The organism is Streptomyces sp. NPDC012827, from assembly GCF_042900905.1.
Taxonomy (GTDB): Bacteria; Actinomycetota; Actinomycetes; order Streptomycetales; family Streptomycetaceae; genus Streptomyces; species Streptomyces gulbargensis.
The window spans coordinates 1-16,711 of sequence record NZ_JBIBBY010000017.1; the positions used below are offsets into that span (position 1 = coordinate 1).

The 16,711-nt window shown below is 72.8% G+C and carries 15 protein-coding genes; 9 read left to right on the forward strand and 6 right to left on the reverse strand.

Annotated features, from left to right (window positions below; genetic code table 11):
* The first annotated feature begins 45 nt into the window (after window positions 1-45).
* Together ACFY60_RS29020 and ACFY60_RS29025 are read left to right on the forward strand one after the other, a co-directional pair.
* Window positions 46-1,491: a family 43 glycosylhydrolase gene (locus ACFY60_RS29020; RefSeq protein ID WP_388617423.1), complete on the forward strand. Its 1,446-nt coding sequence runs from the start codon at window positions 46-48 to the stop codon at window positions 1,489-1,491.
* 53 nt (window positions 1,492-1,544) lie between these two features.
* On the forward strand, window positions 1,545-3,014 hold the full coding sequence (locus ACFY60_RS29025) for a family 43 glycosylhydrolase (protein WP_388617427.1): 1,470 nt from the start codon (window positions 1,545-1,547) through the stop codon (window positions 3,012-3,014).
* A 74-nt stretch (window positions 3,015-3,088) separates the two neighbouring features.
* Here the strand turns inward: ACFY60_RS29025 and ACFY60_RS29030 are convergent, their stop codons facing one another.
* A complete protein-coding gene (locus ACFY60_RS29030; protein ID WP_388617432.1) occupies window positions 3,089-4,537 on the reverse strand; it encodes a hypothetical protein in 1,449 nt (482 codons plus the stop codon).
* 479 nt (window positions 4,538-5,016) lie between these two features.
* On the opposite strand from ACFY60_RS29030, the gene ACFY60_RS29035 reads away from it, so the two are divergent.
* Both ACFY60_RS29035 and ACFY60_RS29040 read left to right on the forward strand, forming a co-directional pair.
* The gene (locus ACFY60_RS29035) at window positions 5,017-5,175 is read left to right on the forward strand and encodes an SCO1431 family membrane protein (protein ID WP_388617438.1); all 159 of its coding nucleotides are present in this window, start codon (window positions 5,017-5,019) and stop codon (window positions 5,173-5,175) included.
* Between the two features lie 73 nt (window positions 5,176-5,248).
* Window positions 5,249-6,430, forward strand: coding sequence for an acyl-CoA dehydrogenase family protein (locus ACFY60_RS29040; RefSeq protein ID WP_388617441.1), 1,182 nt, complete (start codon window positions 5,249-5,251; stop codon window positions 6,428-6,430).
* Between the two features lie 433 nt (window positions 6,431-6,863).
* Here ACFY60_RS29040 and ACFY60_RS29045 read toward each other — a convergent pair whose 3' ends face one another.
* Window positions 6,864-7,232: a hypothetical protein gene (locus ACFY60_RS29045; protein ID WP_388617444.1), complete on the reverse strand. Its 369-nt coding sequence runs from the start codon at window positions 7,230-7,232 to the stop codon at window positions 6,864-6,866.
* Between the two features lie 224 nt (window positions 7,233-7,456).
* Here ACFY60_RS29045 and ACFY60_RS29050 point away from each other — a divergent pair, with 224 nt between their 5' ends.
* The 4 genes from ACFY60_RS29050 to fxsA all read left to right on the forward strand — a co-directional run bounded on the left by ACFY60_RS29050 (window position 7,457) and on the right by fxsA (window position 11,470).
* Entirely contained in the window at window positions 7,457-7,897 is a 441-nt protein-coding gene (locus ACFY60_RS29050) for an Lrp/AsnC family transcriptional regulator (protein WP_024760806.1), read from the forward strand.
* 56 nt (window positions 7,898-7,953) lie between these two features.
* On the forward strand, window positions 7,954-9,582 hold the full coding sequence (locus tag ACFY60_RS29055; protein ID WP_388617449.1) for an amidohydrolase: 1,629 nt from the start codon (window positions 7,954-7,956) through the stop codon (window positions 9,580-9,582).
* 449 nt (window positions 9,583-10,031) lie between these two features.
* A complete protein-coding gene (locus ACFY60_RS29060; protein WP_388617452.1) occupies window positions 10,032-10,832 on the forward strand; it encodes a polyprenol monophosphomannose synthase in 801 nt (266 codons plus the stop codon).
* A gap of 47 nt (window positions 10,833-10,879) precedes the next feature.
* Window positions 10,880-11,470 (forward strand): FxsA family membrane protein, encoded by a 591-nt coding sequence (gene fxsA / locus ACFY60_RS29065; RefSeq protein WP_388617455.1) that lies wholly within the window; start codon window positions 10,880-10,882, stop codon window positions 11,468-11,470.
* 98 nt (window positions 11,471-11,568) lie between these two features.
* On the opposite strand, the gene ACFY60_RS29070 is transcribed toward fxsA, so the two are convergent.
* The 4 genes from ACFY60_RS29070 to ACFY60_RS29085 all read right to left on the reverse strand — a co-directional run bounded on the left by ACFY60_RS29070 (window position 11,569) and on the right by ACFY60_RS29085 (window position 15,045).
* The gene (locus ACFY60_RS29070; RefSeq protein ID WP_026278069.1) at window positions 11,569-11,943 is read right to left on the reverse strand and encodes an RNA polymerase-binding protein RbpA; all 375 of its coding nucleotides are present in this window, start codon (window positions 11,941-11,943) and stop codon (window positions 11,569-11,571) included.
* Between the two features lie 255 nt (window positions 11,944-12,198).
* Window positions 12,199-13,575 (reverse strand): MFS transporter, encoded by a 1,377-nt coding sequence (locus ACFY60_RS29075; RefSeq protein ID WP_388617458.1) that lies wholly within the window; start codon window positions 13,573-13,575, stop codon window positions 12,199-12,201.
* 40 nt (window positions 13,576-13,615) lie between these two features.
* On the reverse strand, window positions 13,616-14,380 hold the full coding sequence (locus tag ACFY60_RS29080) for a glycerophosphodiester phosphodiesterase family protein (protein WP_388617461.1): 765 nt from the start codon (window positions 14,378-14,380) through the stop codon (window positions 13,616-13,618).
* Window positions 14,377-15,045 (reverse strand): YitT family protein, encoded by a 669-nt coding sequence (locus ACFY60_RS29085; RefSeq protein ID WP_388617464.1) that lies wholly within the window; start codon window positions 15,043-15,045, stop codon window positions 14,377-14,379. Before ACFY60_RS29085 ends, ACFY60_RS29080 begins: the two co-directional genes overlap by 4 nt.
* Window positions 15,046-15,146: 101 nt before the next feature.
* On the opposite strand from ACFY60_RS29085, the gene ACFY60_RS29090 reads away from it, so the two are divergent.
* On the forward strand, window positions 15,147-16,646 hold the full coding sequence (locus tag ACFY60_RS29090) for a PLP-dependent aminotransferase family protein (protein ID WP_388617470.1): 1,500 nt from the start codon (window positions 15,147-15,149) through the stop codon (window positions 16,644-16,646).
* Window positions 16,647-16,711 lie beyond the last annotated feature (65 nt).

The following is a 16,711-nucleotide window of genomic DNA, read 5'->3' on the forward strand; positions in this document are numbered from 1 at the left end:
CGTGCCCGAGTGGCCCCACCACCACCCACACACGAGGAGGACGAAGTGAGTCCGCGAAGAATCCGCAGTGTTCTCACGGCCTGGGCGGCCCTGGTGGCGGCCCTGCTGCTGCCGTCTCCCGCCCACGCCGCCGCACCCGCGTCACCGGCGGTCTCGTACGCCAACCCGCTCGTGAACCAGCGAGCCGATCCGCACATCTTCAAGCACACGGACGGCTTCTACTACTACACGGCGACCGTCCCGGAGTACGACCGCATCATCCTGCGCCGGGCCACCACCATCCAGGGGCTCTCCGCCGCCCCGGAGACGGTGATCTGGACGAAGCACGCGTCCGGGGAGATGGGCGCCCACATCTGGGCGCCGGAAATCCACTTCATCGACGGCAAGTGGTACGTCTACTTCGCCGCCGGCCGCGCCGACGACGTGTGGCGGATCCGGATGTACGTCCTGGAGAGCTCCGCCGCGAACCCGCTCACGGGTGGCTGGACCGAGAAGGGCCGCATCGCCACGCCGATGGACAGCTTCGCGCTGGACGCGACCACGTTCGTGGTGAACGGCGCCCGCTACCTCAGCTGGGCCCAGAAGGACCCGGCGATCAACAACAACTCCAACCTCTACATCGCCCGGCTGGCCAACCCGTGGACCATCACCGGCACGCCCGTGCGGCTGAGCATGCCCACGTACGGCTGGGAAACCGTCGGCCACAAGGTGAACGAGGGACCGGCCGTCATCCAGCGCGGCGGCAAGGTGTTCATGACGTACTCCGCGTCCGCGACGGACAGCAACTACTGCCTCGGCATGCTCACCGCCTCCGCCTCGGCGAACCTGCTCGACCCCGCGGCCTGGACGAAGAGCCCGACGCCCGTCTTCGCCAGCAACGCGGCGACCGGGCAGTACGGGCCGGGGCACAACTCCTTCACCACGTCCGAGGACGGCAAGAGCGACATACTCGTCTACCACGACCGCAACTACAAGGACATCAGCGGCGATCCGCTGAACGACCCCAACCGCAGGACACGCGTCCAGAAGGTCTACTGGAACGCCGACGGCACTCCGAACTTCGGCATCCCCGTCGCCGACGGCGCCACCCCCCAGCGGCTGTCCTCCTCCAACTACCCGTCCCACTACCTCCGGCACTGGGAGTACAGGGTCAAGCTGGAGGCGAACGTCGCCAACCTCGCCGACTCGCAGTTCCGCACCGTGAGCGGACTCGCCGGCAACGGGACGGTCTCCCTGGAATCCGCCAACTTCCCCGGTCATTACCTGCGTGCCAGGAACGGTGAGGTGTGGGTGGACAGGAACGACGGCAGCACAGCCTTCGCCGACAGCGCGAGCTTCCACCGACGCCCCGGGCTGGCCGATGCGGCAGGCGTTTCCTTCGAGGCCTACCGCTCCCCGGGGCAGTATCTCCGGCACTACGGCTTCCTGCTCCACGTGCAGCCCGTCGCCGGCACGCTCGCCGGTCAGGACGCCACCTTCCACCAGCAGTGATCTCCGGAACTCCCGCTCGGATTCCAGGAGCCGACGTTCCCCAAGGAGGAGACGTGCACGTCGTCCACGGCAGCGGAACGGTACGACGAGGGGTCCTTCTCGTCCTCGCGTTCATCACCGCGATCGGCATGACCCTGACCGGGGCGGAACGCGCCGGGGCCGCGCCCGGCCCGAGCTTCACCAACCCCGTCGTCGACGTGCCCAACAGCGCCGACCCGACGCTGGTCCAGCACGGCGGCTTCTACTACTACGTCGCGACGACCTGGTCCTCCGACATCGTGATGCGCCGCTCACCCACGATCGCCGGTCTGCGTGACGCACCGGAGCGCCTGGTCTTCCGCACGGCCGGGACAGGGATGTGGGCGCCGCATCTGGAGAGGGTCGGTGAGCGCTGGTACCTGTACTACTCGGTCGAGCAGTCCGGCGGGCCCCGGCGCACGCATGCCCTGGAGAGCTCGGGCAGCGATCCGCTCGGTCCGTACGTCCACCGCGGCATCGTCGACCTCATGCCGAACAACGGGTGGGCCATCGACGCCAGCCTGCTGAGGCTCAACGGTTCCCTCTACATGACGTTCTCCGCCGTCTCCCCGGTGGACAACCTGCAGTCGCTGTACATCGCCCCCATGTCGAACCCCTGGACCGCCGGCGCCCACGGGACGCGGATCTCGGCTCCGACGCTGGCCTGGGAGCGGCAGGACGGTGCGGTCAACGAAGGGTCCTTCGCGCTGCAGCGCAACGGCCGCACCTTCCTCACGTACTCGGCCAGTCACTGCAACGGGCCCAACTACAAGCTGGGGATGCTGGAGTACACGGGAGGTGATCCGCTCGCCGCCGCCTCGTGGGCCAAGGCGCCCCGGCCCATCTTCCAACGCAACGACGCCGCCGGGGTGTTCGGGCCCGGGCACCACTCCTTCTTCACCTCGCCCGACGGCACCGAGACCTGGATCGCCTACCACGCGAACTCCTCGGCGTCGCAGGGCTGCGGCACCACGCGCACGACGCGGGTGCAGAAGATCTCCTGGAACGCCGACGGCACACCGCATCTCGGAACCCCGGTCTCGACGTCGACCGTCCTTGAGGGCCCGTCGGGAGAGTCCCCCGTGCCGACCGAGCCGCTCGCCCTGCGCAACCGGCACAGCGGTCTGTGCCTGGACGACTACGACTGGGCGACCGCGCCCGGAGCGGAGGTACGGCAGTGGACGTGCAACGGCGCCGCGGTCCAGAACTGGACCCTGACACCCACGGGCGACGGCTACTACCGGATCCGTAACGGGCACAGCGGCCTGTGCCTGGACGACAAGGACTTCGCGACCACAGCGGGATCGCCCGTCCAGCAGTGGACGTGCAACGGCGCGACCGTGCAGCAGTGGCGAGTGGTGCCGGTCGCGGGCGGTTACTCCGCCCTCGTCAACCGGCACAGCGGTCTGTGCCTCGACAACTACAACTGGGGCACGGCACCGGGTTCCGAAGTCCGTCAGTGGACCTGCACCAGCAACAACGCCCAGCAGTGGAACATCGTCTGACCCTCGGCGCGTTCAGCGCCGGCTGAGCCCCGTGCACGCACGGGGCTCAGCCCGTCTCCGTTCCGTACCGCCGGCTACGGGCGAGCCAGGACGTCGGACAGCCGGTGGGCGTAGATCACCCGGCCGCAGGGGGAACCCGCGTCGGCGCAGTCCGCCGTGCCGTCCACGCGGTGCTCGGTCAGCGACCAGAGGTACGGGATGCCGCCGGGCACGCTCCGGCCGTGCTCGAGGTAGAGGTCCTCGGGGCCCACCGCGTTGGTGATGTTGCTCCCGTGGTCCCTCAGCCGGCCGTCGGAGACGGTGGCCCGGCGCAGGCTGCCGCTGTGGTGGAGGTTGCTGCGGTTGAAGTAGTACATGCCGTCGTACCGGGCGGCGCCCTGGGTGAGGTCGCGGGGCAGGTGGAACGCCGAGGTCGCGGCGACCGTGCCGCCGGTCTGCGCGAGCAGGCCCGTGGTGTCGTCGATGGGCAGCGCACCGACGCGGCCCTTCTCCGGACGGTCGTTGTCGGAGTTGCAGTACTCGCCCAGGATCAGCGCGGGGGCCGTGGGGGCGCTGCGGTCGATCGAGATGTACGACGCCTTGGGTGCCCCGGTCTCCTCGCACGTCGCCGCGGACGTGTTGCGCTGGGGGGCGACGAACCGGTACGACGCCACCTGCGGCATCACGTACCGGTAGGTGTGGCCGTAGTAGACGTTGCTCTGCCGGCCGATCCTGCTCCCGTCCGTGACGTTGCTCTTCAGGCCGTTGAGCGTGGTGTCGTCCACCGAGGCGTTCCGGTCGGGATTGAGGTCCAGGACGGCGCGCATGTCGAAGACGCGCAGGCCCGCCAGCGTGTCCGCGACGTAGAGGTGGTTCTTGTACCAGGCGATGCCTCCGGCGTGGACGTCGACCGCCTTGTAGGAGGCGTTGCCGTACGAGTTGACGTACGGCTCGACCAACAGGACGTGGCGGTACCGGCGCCCGTCGGGGTCACCCGCGACCGGCGTCTCCGGATCCAGGAACGACAGCCGCACCCCCTTCTCCGGGCAGGTGCCGGGGTCGTCCGCGCACACCTTGGGATCCGCCTTGTCGTACCAGGCGGCGACCAGCGGCTTGCGGGTTCCCCAGACCTCTTCCTCCTGGGCGTCCGAGACGCCCGTGATGCCCTGCGGGATCCACTCCTGGGTGCCGGCGTCGCCGCCGTCCCAGCAGAGCTTCCTGGCCGGGGGAAGCACCGCGCCGTTGTCACCGGTGCCGAAGGGGTCCGCGGTGCACGAAGCGCCGGTCTTCGCCACACGGTTGCCCTGGTCGAGCAGGTCCTGGATGTCCTGCCTCGGCAGGGCCGCCTGCAACGCGGCCACCGTGCCGCGGAGGTCCGGGCCGGGCTTGAGGTCGAAGGAGGAGGGGGCCGCGGGGTCACCGGGGATCGCGGCGTGCGCCGGAGTACCGAGTGCCGGTACGGCCAGGACCACCGCGGCCAGCGCGGTGACCCATCCGGCGCGACGGTCGGAACGGGCCTTCGAGCGCTGATGCGCAGTCAACATGCTGGGGCCTTCGTGCGGGAGATCGAACAAGGCCGTGATCATTTCAAGCCGCCCGCGGCCACGTCCAGGGCGACGACCCGCTGCCGCCCGCGTGTCCCCCTCCTCGACCCCGCGACGGGGACCTCGCGGCCCTGCGGCCGGGGCATCGTCCCCGCCCGGGCCCCGTGCGGTCACCCCCGCCACGGCGCCCGGCGCCGCCGCCCCCGCCGACCCCGCCGCCAGACTGCGGCCGCCGGGGGGCGTGGTCGGTGGCGCCCCCGGCGGAAGAACATCGCCGTTCCGCGCCGCACCCCACCACGCGGGCGGGAATGTGGTCTCCGGCACAGGAGGAGCGGCTGCCTCGGGCGGCCCGCCCGCCCGCCGCCCGCGCGGCACAAGGCCCGCGCCGACCCCGGCCCCGCCAGGGCCGCCGCCTCCGGCGCCGGAGTGTGAGGGACGTCTCTACCCCGGAGCCGCCCCCGTGACGCATGGTGGTGCGCATGACCGCGACCACCGCCGCCGCCTCCCGTCTTCTCGTCCGCGCCCGCACGGGCGGCCCCCAGGACGACGAGCAGGGCCCGAAGCTGCTGGAGCACGTCCTCGGCTGGACCCTCGTCGTCCTGCTCGCCATGTTCGTCACCCGAGCGGGGCTCATGTGACCGCCGCCGTGTGATCCGGCCGCCGCCCGGGCATACTCCTGCGACCCCGCGTCCGACAGGGAGGAGCGCCGGGATGCCCGACGGCACCGAGGACGGCACGGACGGCCCGGGCCGCCGGCTGCCCACCGACGAGGCCCGCGAACTGCTCGCCCTGGTGCGGGACATCGCCCGCCGCGAGATCGCCCCGCGCGCCGCCGAGGAGGAGGCCGCCGGACACTTCCCGCGCGAGCTGTTCGCCCTGCTCTCCCGCACCGGGCTGCTCGGGCTTCCGTACGACCCCGCGTACGGCGGGGGAGGACAGCCGTACGAGGTGTACCTGCGGGTCCTGGAGGAGCTCGCCGCCGCCCGGCTCACCGTGGGGCTCGGCGTGAGCGTCCACACCCTCGCCTGCCACGCCCTCGCCTCCGCCGGTACCGGGGAGCAGCGGGCCGCGCACCTGCCCGCCATGCTCGCGGGCGGCCTCCTCGGCGCGTACTGCCTGTCCGAGCCCTCGGCCGGCTCCGACGCCGCCGCGCTGCGCACCCGGGCCGTCCGTGACGGCGACACCTGGGTGCTCGACGGCACCAAGGCCTGGATCACCCACGGCGGGGTCGCGGACTTCCTCACCGTGATGGCCCGCACCGGCGGCCCCGGCCCCCGGGGCATCTCCGCCTTCCTCGTCCCGGGCGACGCGCCCGGCCTGACCGCGGCCCCTCCGGAGCGGAAGATGGGGATGTCCGGCTCGCCGACCGCCCAGCTCCACTTCGACGCGGTACGGGTCCCCGACGCGCGCCGTCTGGGCGCGGAGGGGCAGGGCTTCACCCTCGCGCTCGCCGCCCTGGACGCGGGGCGCCTCGGCATCGCCGCCTGCGCCGTCGGGCTCGCGCGGGCCGCTCTGGACCTCGCCGTCACCCACGCCCGGGAGCGGCACCAGTTCGGCCGCCCCGTCGCCGACTTCCAGGGGCTGCGCTTCCTCCTCGCCGACATGGCGACCTCGGTCGAGGCCGGCCGGGCGCTCTACCTGGAGGCGGCCCGGCTGCGGGACGAGGGACGGCCGTACGGGCAGCGGGCTGCGATGGCGAAGCTGTTCTGCTCGGACGCAGCCATGCGGGTCACGACCGACGCGGTGCAGGTGCTGGGCGGCTACGGCTACACGGCGGACTTCCCCGCCGAGCGGTACCTGCGCGAGGCGAAGATGCTCCAGATCGTCGAGGGCACCAATCAGATCCAGCGGGTGGTCATCGCCCGTCACCTGGTCGGACCAGAGTCCCGCTGACGCGGACGGTGCGGTCCGCCCACACCGGCCCCGCGGCGAGCCGGTGCCACTCCTGGTCCCGGTGGCCGGGCAGGGTCCGCCCCTCGCTGGCCCAGAGCGCGAGCACCGCCGTGTAGATGGGCGGGTCCGCCGGTACCGGTACGGGAACCGGAGCCGGCACCGGGGAGGGTGCCGGAACCGCGGCCGGAGCCTGGTGAGGAACCGATTCTTCAACGCGCGTGCCGGCCTGCCGGTGCCGACCGATTCCGCTGGGCGTGGTGGACAGCGTGGTCATACCGGGTCCAACGTGCCCGCCGCACCCGGGGTCACTCCCGAACCGATTCGCCCCCCAGTTCGCCCCGTACCCGGCCGGACCCCGGGCCCGCTACGAGCACCCCGGCCGAGTCGGCCGAAGGGCGCGCCGGGGAAGCCCCCGAGCGCGCCCCTCGAAGAATCAGGCGGCCCGGCGCATCTGCGGGAAGCGGAGGGGACGGGAGCCGGGGCCGCCCACGTGGGAGAACGGCTGGGTGCGCCAGTCGAGCTCCTGGGGGAGCGTCAGGAGCAGGGCCGTGTCCTGTTCCTGGAGCTCCCGGCTGTCGTCGGCGGGCCGGGCGTCGTCGGCGGGGCGGCCGGTGCCGGGGCAGACGGTCAGGGTGAAGGGGTTCCACGGAGTGGGGCAGAGCGCGTGCTCGGGGAGCACGTCCTCGTCCGCCAGCAGCGCGATGGGCTGCACGCACTCCGGGCAGATCACCCGGAACATCTCGAAGGTGTCGTACGCGTCGAGTTCGTCGAACGACTCGACCGGTTCAGCAGGCTCCTGCATGGGATTCTCCCCCTCGGGTGGGTCGGCCGGATCCGTACGGCCTCGACCACAGCAACAACTTCCCATGCGGTCCTCCGCATAACCGTGTGGGCACGCCCCGGAACCCCCTCAAACCTGTGGTGTTCGTCACATGCCTGTCGCAGGTGCCCCGTGAACGCCCATAGCGCCCTCGGTGGCCGGTCCCCGGCTGTCCCCGGGGCCCCTCGGAGCAATAGGGTCACGGCATGGAGGAGCTGGATCGTCAGATCGTGGAGTTGCTCGTCAAGGACGGGCGCATGAGCTACACCGACCTGGGCAAGGCCACCGGCCTGTCCACCTCGGCCGTGCATCAGCGCGTCCGCCGCCTGGAGCAGCGCGGCGTCATCCGCGGCTATGCCGCCGTCGTGGACCCGGAGGCCGTGGGGCTGCCGCTCACCGCGTTCATCTCGGTCAAACCCTTCGACCCCAGCGCCCCCGACGACACCCCGGACCGGCTGGCGGACATCCCGGAGATCGAGGCCTGCCACAGCGTGGCGGGCGAGGAGAACTACATCCTGAAGGTGCGGGTCGCCACCCCGCTGGAGCTGGAGCACCTGCTGAGCCGGATCCGCTCCCAGGCGGGGGTGTCCAGCCGTACGACGGTGGTGCTCTCGACGCCGTACGAGGCCAGGCCCCCGCGCATCTGAGGCGGAGGGGGGACCTGCCGGACAAACCGGGACCCCCCACGTCCTAGCCTGTGCGCATGACCGAAAGCCTTTCTGCCGGCGAACACCGCACCGTGCTGCTGCGCGGTGGAGAAGTCCACAGCCCCGCCGACCCCTTCGCCACCGCGATGGTGGTGGAGCACGGGCACGTCGCCTGGGTGGGTTCGGAGGGGGCGGCCGACGCCTTCGCCTCCGGGGTGGACGAGGTGGTCGACCTGGAGGGGGCCCTCGTCACGCCGGCCTTCGTCGACGCGCACGTGCACACGACGGCGACCGGCTTCGCCCTGACCGGCCTCGATCTGTCCTCGGCGGGCTCGCTCGCCGAGGCGGCGGAGGCGATCCGCGCCCATGCCGCGGCCCGCCCGGAGGACCGCATCCTCCTCGGGCACGGCTGGGACGCCTCGCGCTGGCCGGAGCGCCGTCCACCGAGCCGGGCGGAACTGGACGAGCTGACCGGTGGCCGGCCGCTGTATCTGACGCGGATCGACGTCCACTCGGCGGTGGTCACCACGGCCCTGCTCGACCTGGTTCCGGGCGTGCGGGACATGGACGGTTTCCACGAGGGGCGGGAGCCGCTGACGGGCGACGCGCACCACGCGGTGCGCGCGGCCGCCTTCGCCGCGGTCTCGCCGCGCCAGCGTGCGCGGGCCCAGCGGGCGGCCCGCGCGCACGCGGCGTCCCTGGGCATCGGCACGCTGCACGAGTGCGGCGGGCCTCAGATCTCCTCGGAGGAGGACTTCACCGGTCTGATGGATCTGGCGCGCGGCGAGCCCGGCCCGCGGGTCGTCGGCTACTGGGCCGACCTCGACGTCGAGCGGGCGCGGGCGCTCGGCGCCCTGGGAGCGGCGGGCGACCTGTTCGCCGACGGGTCCCTCGGATCCCACACGGCCTGTCTCCACGAGTCGTACGCCGACCGGGCCGGGCACACGGGGGCGGCGCACCTGGACGCGGCCACCGTGGCCGCCCATGTCGTGGCCTGCACCGAGGCGGGTCTCCAGGCCGGATTCCACGCGATCGGCGACGCCGCCGTGAGCGCGGTGGTGGAGGGCGTGCGGGCCGCGTCGGAGAAGCTGGGCCTGGCGCGCGTGCGGGCCGCCCGGCACCGGGTCGAGCACGCCGAGATGCTGACCCCGGAGACGATCGCCGCCTTCGCCGAACTGGGGCTCACCGCCTCCGTCCAGCCGGCCTTCGACGCGCTCTGGGGCGGGGACGAGGGCATGTACGCCGACCGGCTCGGCGTCGAGCGGGCCCGCACCCTCAACCCGTACGCGGCCCTGCTGCGTACGGGCGTACCGCTGGCCTTCGGCTCGGACAGCCCCGTCACGCCGCTCGACCCGTGGGGTACGGTCCGGGCCGCGGCCTTCCACCGCACGCCCGAGCACCGGATCTCGGTCCGCGCCGCCTTCACCGCTCATACGCGCGGTGGCTGGCGGGCGGTGGGCCGGGACGACGCGGGGGTGCTCGTGCCCGGTGCCCCCGCCGACTACGCGGTCTGGCGGACCGGGGAGCTGGTGGTGCAGGCGCCGGACGACCGGGTGGCCCGCTGGTCCACCGATCCCCGGTCCGGTACGCCCGGCCTGCCCGATCTGACCCCCGGCCGGGAGCTGCCGGTGTGCCTGCGGACGGTGGTGCACGGGCAGACGGTCTTCGACCGGCCGAACGAGTGATGTAGGGACATTCCGCCCGCCGGACGCCGTCCGGCGGCCTTGTCCCCGACCTGCGGATCTTCCCCGTCCACCTGGGCCTTTCGGTCATCGTCGCAGGTCAGACGGGTATTGACAGCCGACCCTCAGCGGCCGGTAGGTTCTCCGCGTCCACCACAGGACGTCCGACCGGTCCGCCCCCTCGCCGTCGCCGAGCGCCGCCCGCGCCCCGGCCGCGAGGGAAGGTTTCTCCGGCGGAAGGTGCGACCCGGGTGGGGCCCGGACGTTCAGTAGACAACGGCCTTCGGTCGACCCGCAGCCAGCGGGTCCCGGGTCGGACCGAAGGACCTCCGGGCCCCGCACCGCACGCGGGCACCCGGTCCCGGCGCCTCGGGCGCCCCGCCCCGGCGGGACGGACCACCCCGGCGGTCTCGCTAAGGTGGGAACCCGCGCAGGGAACCGGAGGGGCAGCAGTGAACGACGGTGGCCAGAGGCGTTACGGCCCGCTCGGCGAGGTCCTGGTGATCATCCCGACCTACAACGAGGCCGAGAACATCAAGCCGGTCGTCGCCCGCGTGCGGGCGGCCGTACCCGCGGCGCACATCCTCGTCGCCGACGACAACAGCCCCGACGGCACGGGGAAGTTCGCCGACGAGATCGCCGCCGAGGACGACCACGTCCACGTCCTGCACCGGCGGGGCAAGGAGGGTCTCGGCGCCGCCTATCTCGCGGGTTTCCGCTGGGGCATCGAGCGCGGCTACGGCGTCCTCGTGGAGATGGACGCCGACGGCTCCCACCAGCCCGAGGAACTGCCCCGGCTGCTCACCGCGCTCAAGGGTGCCGATCTGGTGCTCGGCTCGCGCTGGGTGCCCGGCGGGCGGATCGTCAACTGGCCGAAGTCCCGCGAGTTCATCTCCCGGGGCGGCAGCCTCTACTCGCGCGTGCTGCTCGACGTGCCGATCCGCGACGTCACCGGCGGCTACCGGGCCTTCCGCAGGGAGACCCTGGAGGGGCTCGGCCTGCACGACGTGGCCTCGGCCGGGTACTGCTTCCAGGTCGACCTGGCCCGCCGGGCCGTCGCCACCGGCTTCCACGTCGTGGAGGTGCCCATCACCTTCGTGGAGCGCGAGGCGGGGGACTCCAAGATGAGCCGTGACATCCTCGTCGAGGCGCTGTGGAGGGTCACCGCCTGGGGGCTCACGGCCCGCGCGGAGAAGGCCGGCCGGTTCCTCGGCCGGGCGGCGGGCCGGGGAATCACCCGCTCCGGGCGCTGATCCTTCCTTTACGACGTTCCTGCGGAGTGCCAGGCACACTGGTGACCATGACGACCGGCACACCGCCTCCTTCCGCCTCCAAGCGCTCCCGCGCGCGCACCTTCCTACCCCTCGGCATCGCCGCCTGGCTGGCCCTGGAGATCTGGCTGCTGACGGTGGTGGCGGGTGCGGCGGGCGGCCTGATCGTGTTCCTGCTGCTCGTCGCCGGCGCCCTGCTCGGCGGCACCGTCATCAAGCGGGCCGGGCGGCGGGCCTTCCGTAACCTCACCACGACCTTCCAGCAGGCCGAGGCGGCGGCACGGAGCGGTCGGACGCCGACGGAGGCGGACCGGGTGGGCGCCGAGGACCGCAACGGCTTCCTCATGCTGGGCGGGCTGCTCCTGATCCTGCCCGGGCTCCTCTCGGACGTGGCCGGCCTGCTCCTGCTGATCCCGCCGGTCCGCGCCGCGCTCGGGCGGTCCGCGGAGAAGGCCGTCGAGCGCCGGATGAACGCCGCGCCGCCCGGCAGCCTCCAGGACGCCTTCCAGCAGGCGCGCATGCGTCGCCCGGACGGCAAGGTCGTCCAGGGTGAGGTCGTCCGCGAGGACGGCCGCCATCCGTACGACACGGACCGGCCCCGCCCGCCCCTGACCCCCTGACCTCCGGGTCCGCCCGGCTCCGGAGGCGGGCCAACGCCGCGGGGCCCGGTACACGGATCGTGTACCGGGCCCCGCGGCGTTGCTGTCTCAGCCGTCCGTCAGGCGGACTTGCGGCTGTCGCGCGGATGCACCGCGATGTTCATGGCGCCGGAACGCAGGACGGCCAGCCTTTCGGCGAGGACCTCCTCCAGCTCCTCGCGGGTGCGCCGCTCCATGAGCATGTCCCAGTGCGTACGCGCCGGCTTGCCCTTCTTCTCCTCGGGGCCGTCCCCGTCCACCAGAAGCGCCTGGCTTCCGCAGACCTTGCACTCCCACTCCGGCGGAATTTCCGCTTCCACGGAGAAGGGCATCTCAAAACGATGGCCCTTCTCGCATGCGTACTCCACGGCCTGGCGCGGGGCCAGATCGATGCCGCGGTCGGTCTCGTAGCTGGTCACCACGAGGCGCGTGCCGCGAAGAGCTCGCTCACTCATGAATCGTGCCTCCCGGGCTTGTCGCCCACAGGACAGGTGTCGCTGTCGTCGTCATCCGGTCAACGTCCGGTCGGCGGTAAAGATTCCCGTTCCGGGTCATGCGTCGCCCGTCGTGCCGCCCCTTGTTGTACCCACCAGTGCCCGTTTTGTCACATCTGGCGGCAGATGTGACCTGGCGTCTTCACCAAAGCAGCACGCAGTAACGGTCCGCCTGGCAGGCCAAAGGCGTACACTACCGGCCTTTCACTCCCGCGTCTAAATACGCTCCGGTAGCGGGTTTCCCGCGGCCACCACCGCACGCCGTACGGGTACCCGCAGAAGCAGCGCGAAACCGGCCACGAAGAAGATCACCAGAGAGATGATGGCATCCCGGTAGCTCCCGGTCAGCTGATACGCGAGACCGAACACCAGTGGCCCCAGCCAGCTGAGCCCCCGGTCGCTCATCTCGTACGCCGAGAAGTACTCCGCCTCCTTCCCGCGCGGCACCAGATGCGAGAACAGCGAGCGCGACAGGGCCTGGCTGCCGCCGAGGACGAGCCCGATCGCCGCCGCCAGGCAGTAGAAGAAGACCGGCTTCCCGGCCGGCAGCAGATATCCGGCCGCGAGGATCACCGTCCACACCGCCAGGGAGCCCAGGATCGTCCGCTTGGCCCCGTAGGAGCGGGCCAGCCGGCCCATCGCCAGTGCGCCCGCCACCGCCAGCACCTGCACCAGCAGCACGGCGGTGATCAGCGTCGTCTTGTCCAGGCCCAGCTCCTCGGAGCCGTACACCGAGGCCTGCGAGATCACCGTCTGCACCCCGTCGTTGTAGACGAGGTACGCGAGGAGGAAGGAGAGCGTCAGCGGGTGCCGGCGCATGTCCCCCAGGGTGGCCCGCAGCTGCCGCCAGCCGTTGCCCGCCGCGCCCGTCCCCGGCCCCGCCGGCCCGGCGGTCTCCCGGGCCAGGTGCCGGTCGCGCAGCCGCCGCAGCGGGATCAACGTGAACGCGCCCCACCACAGGCCGGCCGAGGCGAGGCAGATGCGGACCGCCTCGCCCTCCGTCAGGCCGAAGGAGTCGTGTCCGGAGTACAGCACCAGGTCGAGCACCAGGACCAGCGCGCCGGAGGTGTAGCCGAAGGCCCAGCCGCGCGAGGACACCGCGTCCCGCTCGTCCGGCTCGGCGATCTGCGGCAGATACGCGTTGTAGAGCATCATCGAGACCGCCAGCGAGGCGTTGGCCACGATCAGCAGCAGGGCGCCGAGCAGATACCGGCCGCCCTCCAGGAAGAACATCCCCGCCGTGGCCGCCGCCCCCAGGTACGCGGCCGCCGCCAGCAGCGGCTTCTTCCGCCCCATCCGGTCCGCCGCGGCCCCGGCCAGCGGCATCACGAGCACCGCCACCACGATGGAGGCCGAGACCGCGTAGGCGAACAGCGAGCCCGCCCGCACCGGGATCCCCAGCGGGTGCACGAAGCCGCCGGGGTCCGCGGCGGTCTCCGCCACCGACGTCAGGTACGGGCCGAGGAACACGGTCAGCACACTCGTCGAGTACACCGAGCACGCGAAGTCGTAGAAGTACCAGCCGCGCTGTTCGCGCCGGCGGTCGGCCGGATCGGCGGCGCGCCCCTCCTGGCCGGTGGTGTCGGCGGTCACGGCCGCGCCCCCCTCGTTCGTCCCCGTCGCGGGACGCGGCTCAGACCCACAGCCCTCGGTCGGTGAGCACCCCGCGCAGCGTCTCCAGATGATCGGTCATGATGCCATCCACCCCGAGATCGAGGAGAGCGTGCATCCGCTCCGGCTCGTTCACCGTCCAGACGTGGACCTGGAGGCCGCGCGCGTGCGCCTCCCGCACGAAGCGCCGGTCCACCACCGGGATCACGCCCTGGCGCTCGGGGACCTGCGCCGCCACCGCGCCCGCCCGCAGCGCCGCCGGGACCCCCAGCGACCGCAGCCGCAGCCCGAGCACCCCGCGCACCCCGTACGAGGTGGCGAGCCGCGGCCCGGCCAGACGCTGGGCCCGGGCCACCCGGGCCTCGGTGAAGGAGCCCACGCAGACCCGGTCCCAGGCGTCGGTCCTCGCGATCAGGGCGAGCAGCGGGAGGAGCGCCGACTCCGCCTTCACGTCCACGTTCCACCGTGCCTCGGGGAACTCGTCCAGCAGGTCCGCGAAGAGCGGCAGTGGCTCCTTGCCCGCCACCCGCGCCTGCCGTACGGCCGCCCAGGGCAGGTCCCGGATGCGGCCGGAGGCGTCGGTGACCCGGTCCAGGGTCGCGTCGTGGAAGGCGACGAGCCGCCCGTCCGCCGTCGTGTGCACATCGGTCTCGAAGTAGCGGTAGCCCGCCGCCGCGGCCCGGCGGAAGGCGGCCGCGGTGTTCTCCAGGCCGTCCGCGGTGCCGCCGCGATGGGCGAACGGCAGGGGAGCGGGGTGGTCGAGATAGGGGTGGCGTACGGGAGTCACCGCCGCAGTATGGCCTGTTCCGGTGTCCCGGAGGCGACCACGGTGCTGACGCCGGCCGGCTCCGGCACGGCGAACAGGCGCAGGAACACCTGGGCGAGCGGCCCGATGGCCAGCGCGTACACGACCGTACCGATGCCGACCGAGCCGCCGAGCAGGAAGCCCGTCGCGACCACTGTCACCTCGATGCCCGTCCGCACCAGCCGGATCGACCGGCCGGTGAGCCGGTGCAGACCGGTCATCAGGCCGTCGCGTGGCCCGGGGCCGAAGCGGGCCGCGATGTACAGGCCGGTCGCCATGCCGTTGAGGACGATGCCGGCCGCCATCACCGCGATTCGGGCGGCCGGGCCGTGCACCGGGGGCAGGACGGCCAGGGAGAGGTCCATCGCCAGTCCGATCACCAGCACGTTGGACACCGTGCCGAGGCCCGGCCGCTGCCGGATGGGAATCCAGGCCAGCAGGATGAGCGCGCCGAGGACGGTCGTCACGAGGCCGATGCTCAGGCCGGTCCTCGCGGCGATGCCCTGGTGGAGGACGTTCCACGGCTCCAGGCCGAGCCCGCTGCGCAGGAGCAGGATCGAGCTGAACCCGTACAGGACGAGCCCCAAGTACAGCTGGACGAGCCGGCGGGTGAGGTGCCGGCCCCGGAGGCCGGAGGCGATGGACAAGGAGTGCCCCCTGTGTGGTGGTGGTGGACTGACTCATGTCACTCTGTGGCGGGGGATCGGATGTCAACCATGGCCAATTCGAGGAAGGTGGACTGATTTCGATGGCTCAGTGGACTTCGGCGGTGGGGCCGGCCCAGCTCGCCCGGCAACTCCAGGCGCAGCAGCCCCGACCCGCCGGGCCCGGCGCCCGCAAGCCGCCCGCCTACCGCGCCTTGGCCGACGGCATCCGCCTGCTCGTCCTGGAGGGCCGCGTCCCGGTCGCCGCCCGCCTGCCCGCCGAACGGGAACTCGCGCTGGCCCTCAACGTCAGCCGCACCACGGTGGCAGCGGCCTACGAGGCCCTGCGCGCCGAGGGCTTCCTGGAGTCCCGCCGCGGGGCCGGCAGCTGGACCGCCGCCCCGGCCGGGAGCCCCCTGCCCGCGCGCGGCCTCGAACCCCTGCCGCCCGAGGCGCTCGGCTCGATGATCGACCTGGGCTGCGCGGCGCTGCCCGCGCCCGAGCCCTGGCTCACCCGCGGAGTCCAGGGGGCCCTGGAGGAGCTGCCGCCCTACGCCCACACGCACGGCGACTACCCGGCCGGACTGCCCGCCCTGCGGCAGATGCTGGCCGACCGGTACACCGCCCGCGGCATCCCCACCATGCCCGAGCAGATCATGGTCACCACCGGCGCCATGGGCGCGATCGACGCCATCTGTCACCTCTTCGCCGGTCGCGGCGAGCGCATCGCCGTGGAATCCCCGTCGTACGCCAACATCCTCCAGCTCATGCGGGAGGCCGGTGCCCGGCTGGTGCCCGTCGCCATGTCCGAGGGGCTCGGCAGCTGGGACCTGCCCCGCTGGCGTCAGGTGCTGCGGGACGCCGCGCCCCGCCTCGCGTACGTCGTCGCCGACTTCCACAACCCCACCGGCGCGCTCGCCGACGAGGACCAGCGGCGGCAGCTCGTGGAGGCCGCGCGGTCGGCCGGCACCGTGCTGGTCGTCGACGAGACCATGACCGAGCTCCACCTCGACGACGATCTGCGGATGCCCCGCCCGGTCTGCGCCTTCGACCCGGCCGGCTCCACCGTCCTCACCGTCGGCTCGGCAAGCAAGGCCTTCTGGGCGGGCATGCGCATCGGCTGGGTCCGGGCGGCTCCCGACGTCATCCGCTCGCTCGTCGCCGCCCGCGCCTACGCGGACCTCGGCACGCCCGTCCTGGAGCAGCTCGCCGTCAACTGGCTCATGGGAACCGGCGGCTGGGAGGAGGCCGTGAGCCTGCGGCGCGAACAGGCCGTGGAGAACCGGGACGCCCTGGTCGCCGCCGTCCGCCGGGAACTCCCCGACTGGGAGTTCTCCGTACCGCGTGGCGGCCTCACCCTGTGGGTGCGGACCGGGGGCCTGTCGGGCTCGCGGATCGCCGAGGCCGGGGAGCGCGTCGGGATCCGCGTGCCGTCCGGGCCGCGCTTCGGCGTCGACGGCGCGTTCGAGGGATACGTCCGGCTGCCGTTCACGGTCGCCGGGGCGGTCGCCGAGGAGGCGGCCGTCCGGCTGGCCGCCGCGGCCCGGCTCGTCGCCTCCGGCATGACGAGCGGCGCCGAGCCGCCCCGCTCGTTCGTCGCCTGACGGCCGGACACGGCGGGAGGCGGGTACGGACCGGCGTCCGTACCCGCCTCCCGCCGTGTCCGGGG

What these genes read in the sequence shown, in the direction of transcription:
- ACFY60_RS29030 (WP_388617432.1), bottom strand. Translation starts at nt 4,537, where the DNA reads ATGTTGACTGCGCATCAGCGCTCGAAGGCCCGTTCCGACCGTCGCGCC.
- ACFY60_RS29035 (WP_388617438.1), top strand. Translation starts at nt 5,017, where the DNA reads ATGACCGCGACCACCGCCGCCGCCTCCCGTCTTCTCGTCCGCGCCCGC.
- ACFY60_RS29040 (WP_388617441.1), top strand. Translation starts at nt 5,249, where the DNA reads ATGCCCGACGGCACCGAGGACGGCACGGACGGCCCGGGCCGCCGGCTG.
- ACFY60_RS29045 (WP_388617444.1), bottom strand. Translation starts at nt 7,232, where the DNA reads ATGCAGGAGCCTGCTGAACCGGTCGAGTCGTTCGACGAACTCGACGCG.
- ACFY60_RS29050 (WP_024760806.1), top strand. Translation starts at nt 7,457, where the DNA reads ATGGAGGAGCTGGATCGTCAGATCGTGGAGTTGCTCGTCAAGGACGGG.
- ACFY60_RS29055 (WP_388617449.1), top strand. Translation starts at nt 7,954, where the DNA reads ATGACCGAAAGCCTTTCTGCCGGCGAACACCGCACCGTGCTGCTGCGC.
- fxsA (WP_388617455.1), top strand. Translation starts at nt 10,880, where the DNA reads ATGACGACCGGCACACCGCCTCCTTCCGCCTCCAAGCGCTCCCGCGCG.
- ACFY60_RS29070 (WP_026278069.1), bottom strand. Translation starts at nt 11,943, where the DNA reads ATGAGTGAGCGAGCTCTTCGCGGCACGCGCCTCGTGGTGACCAGCTAC.
- ACFY60_RS29090 (WP_388617470.1), top strand. Translation starts at nt 15,147, where the DNA reads ATGGCTCAGTGGACTTCGGCGGTGGGGCCGGCCCAGCTCGCCCGGCAA.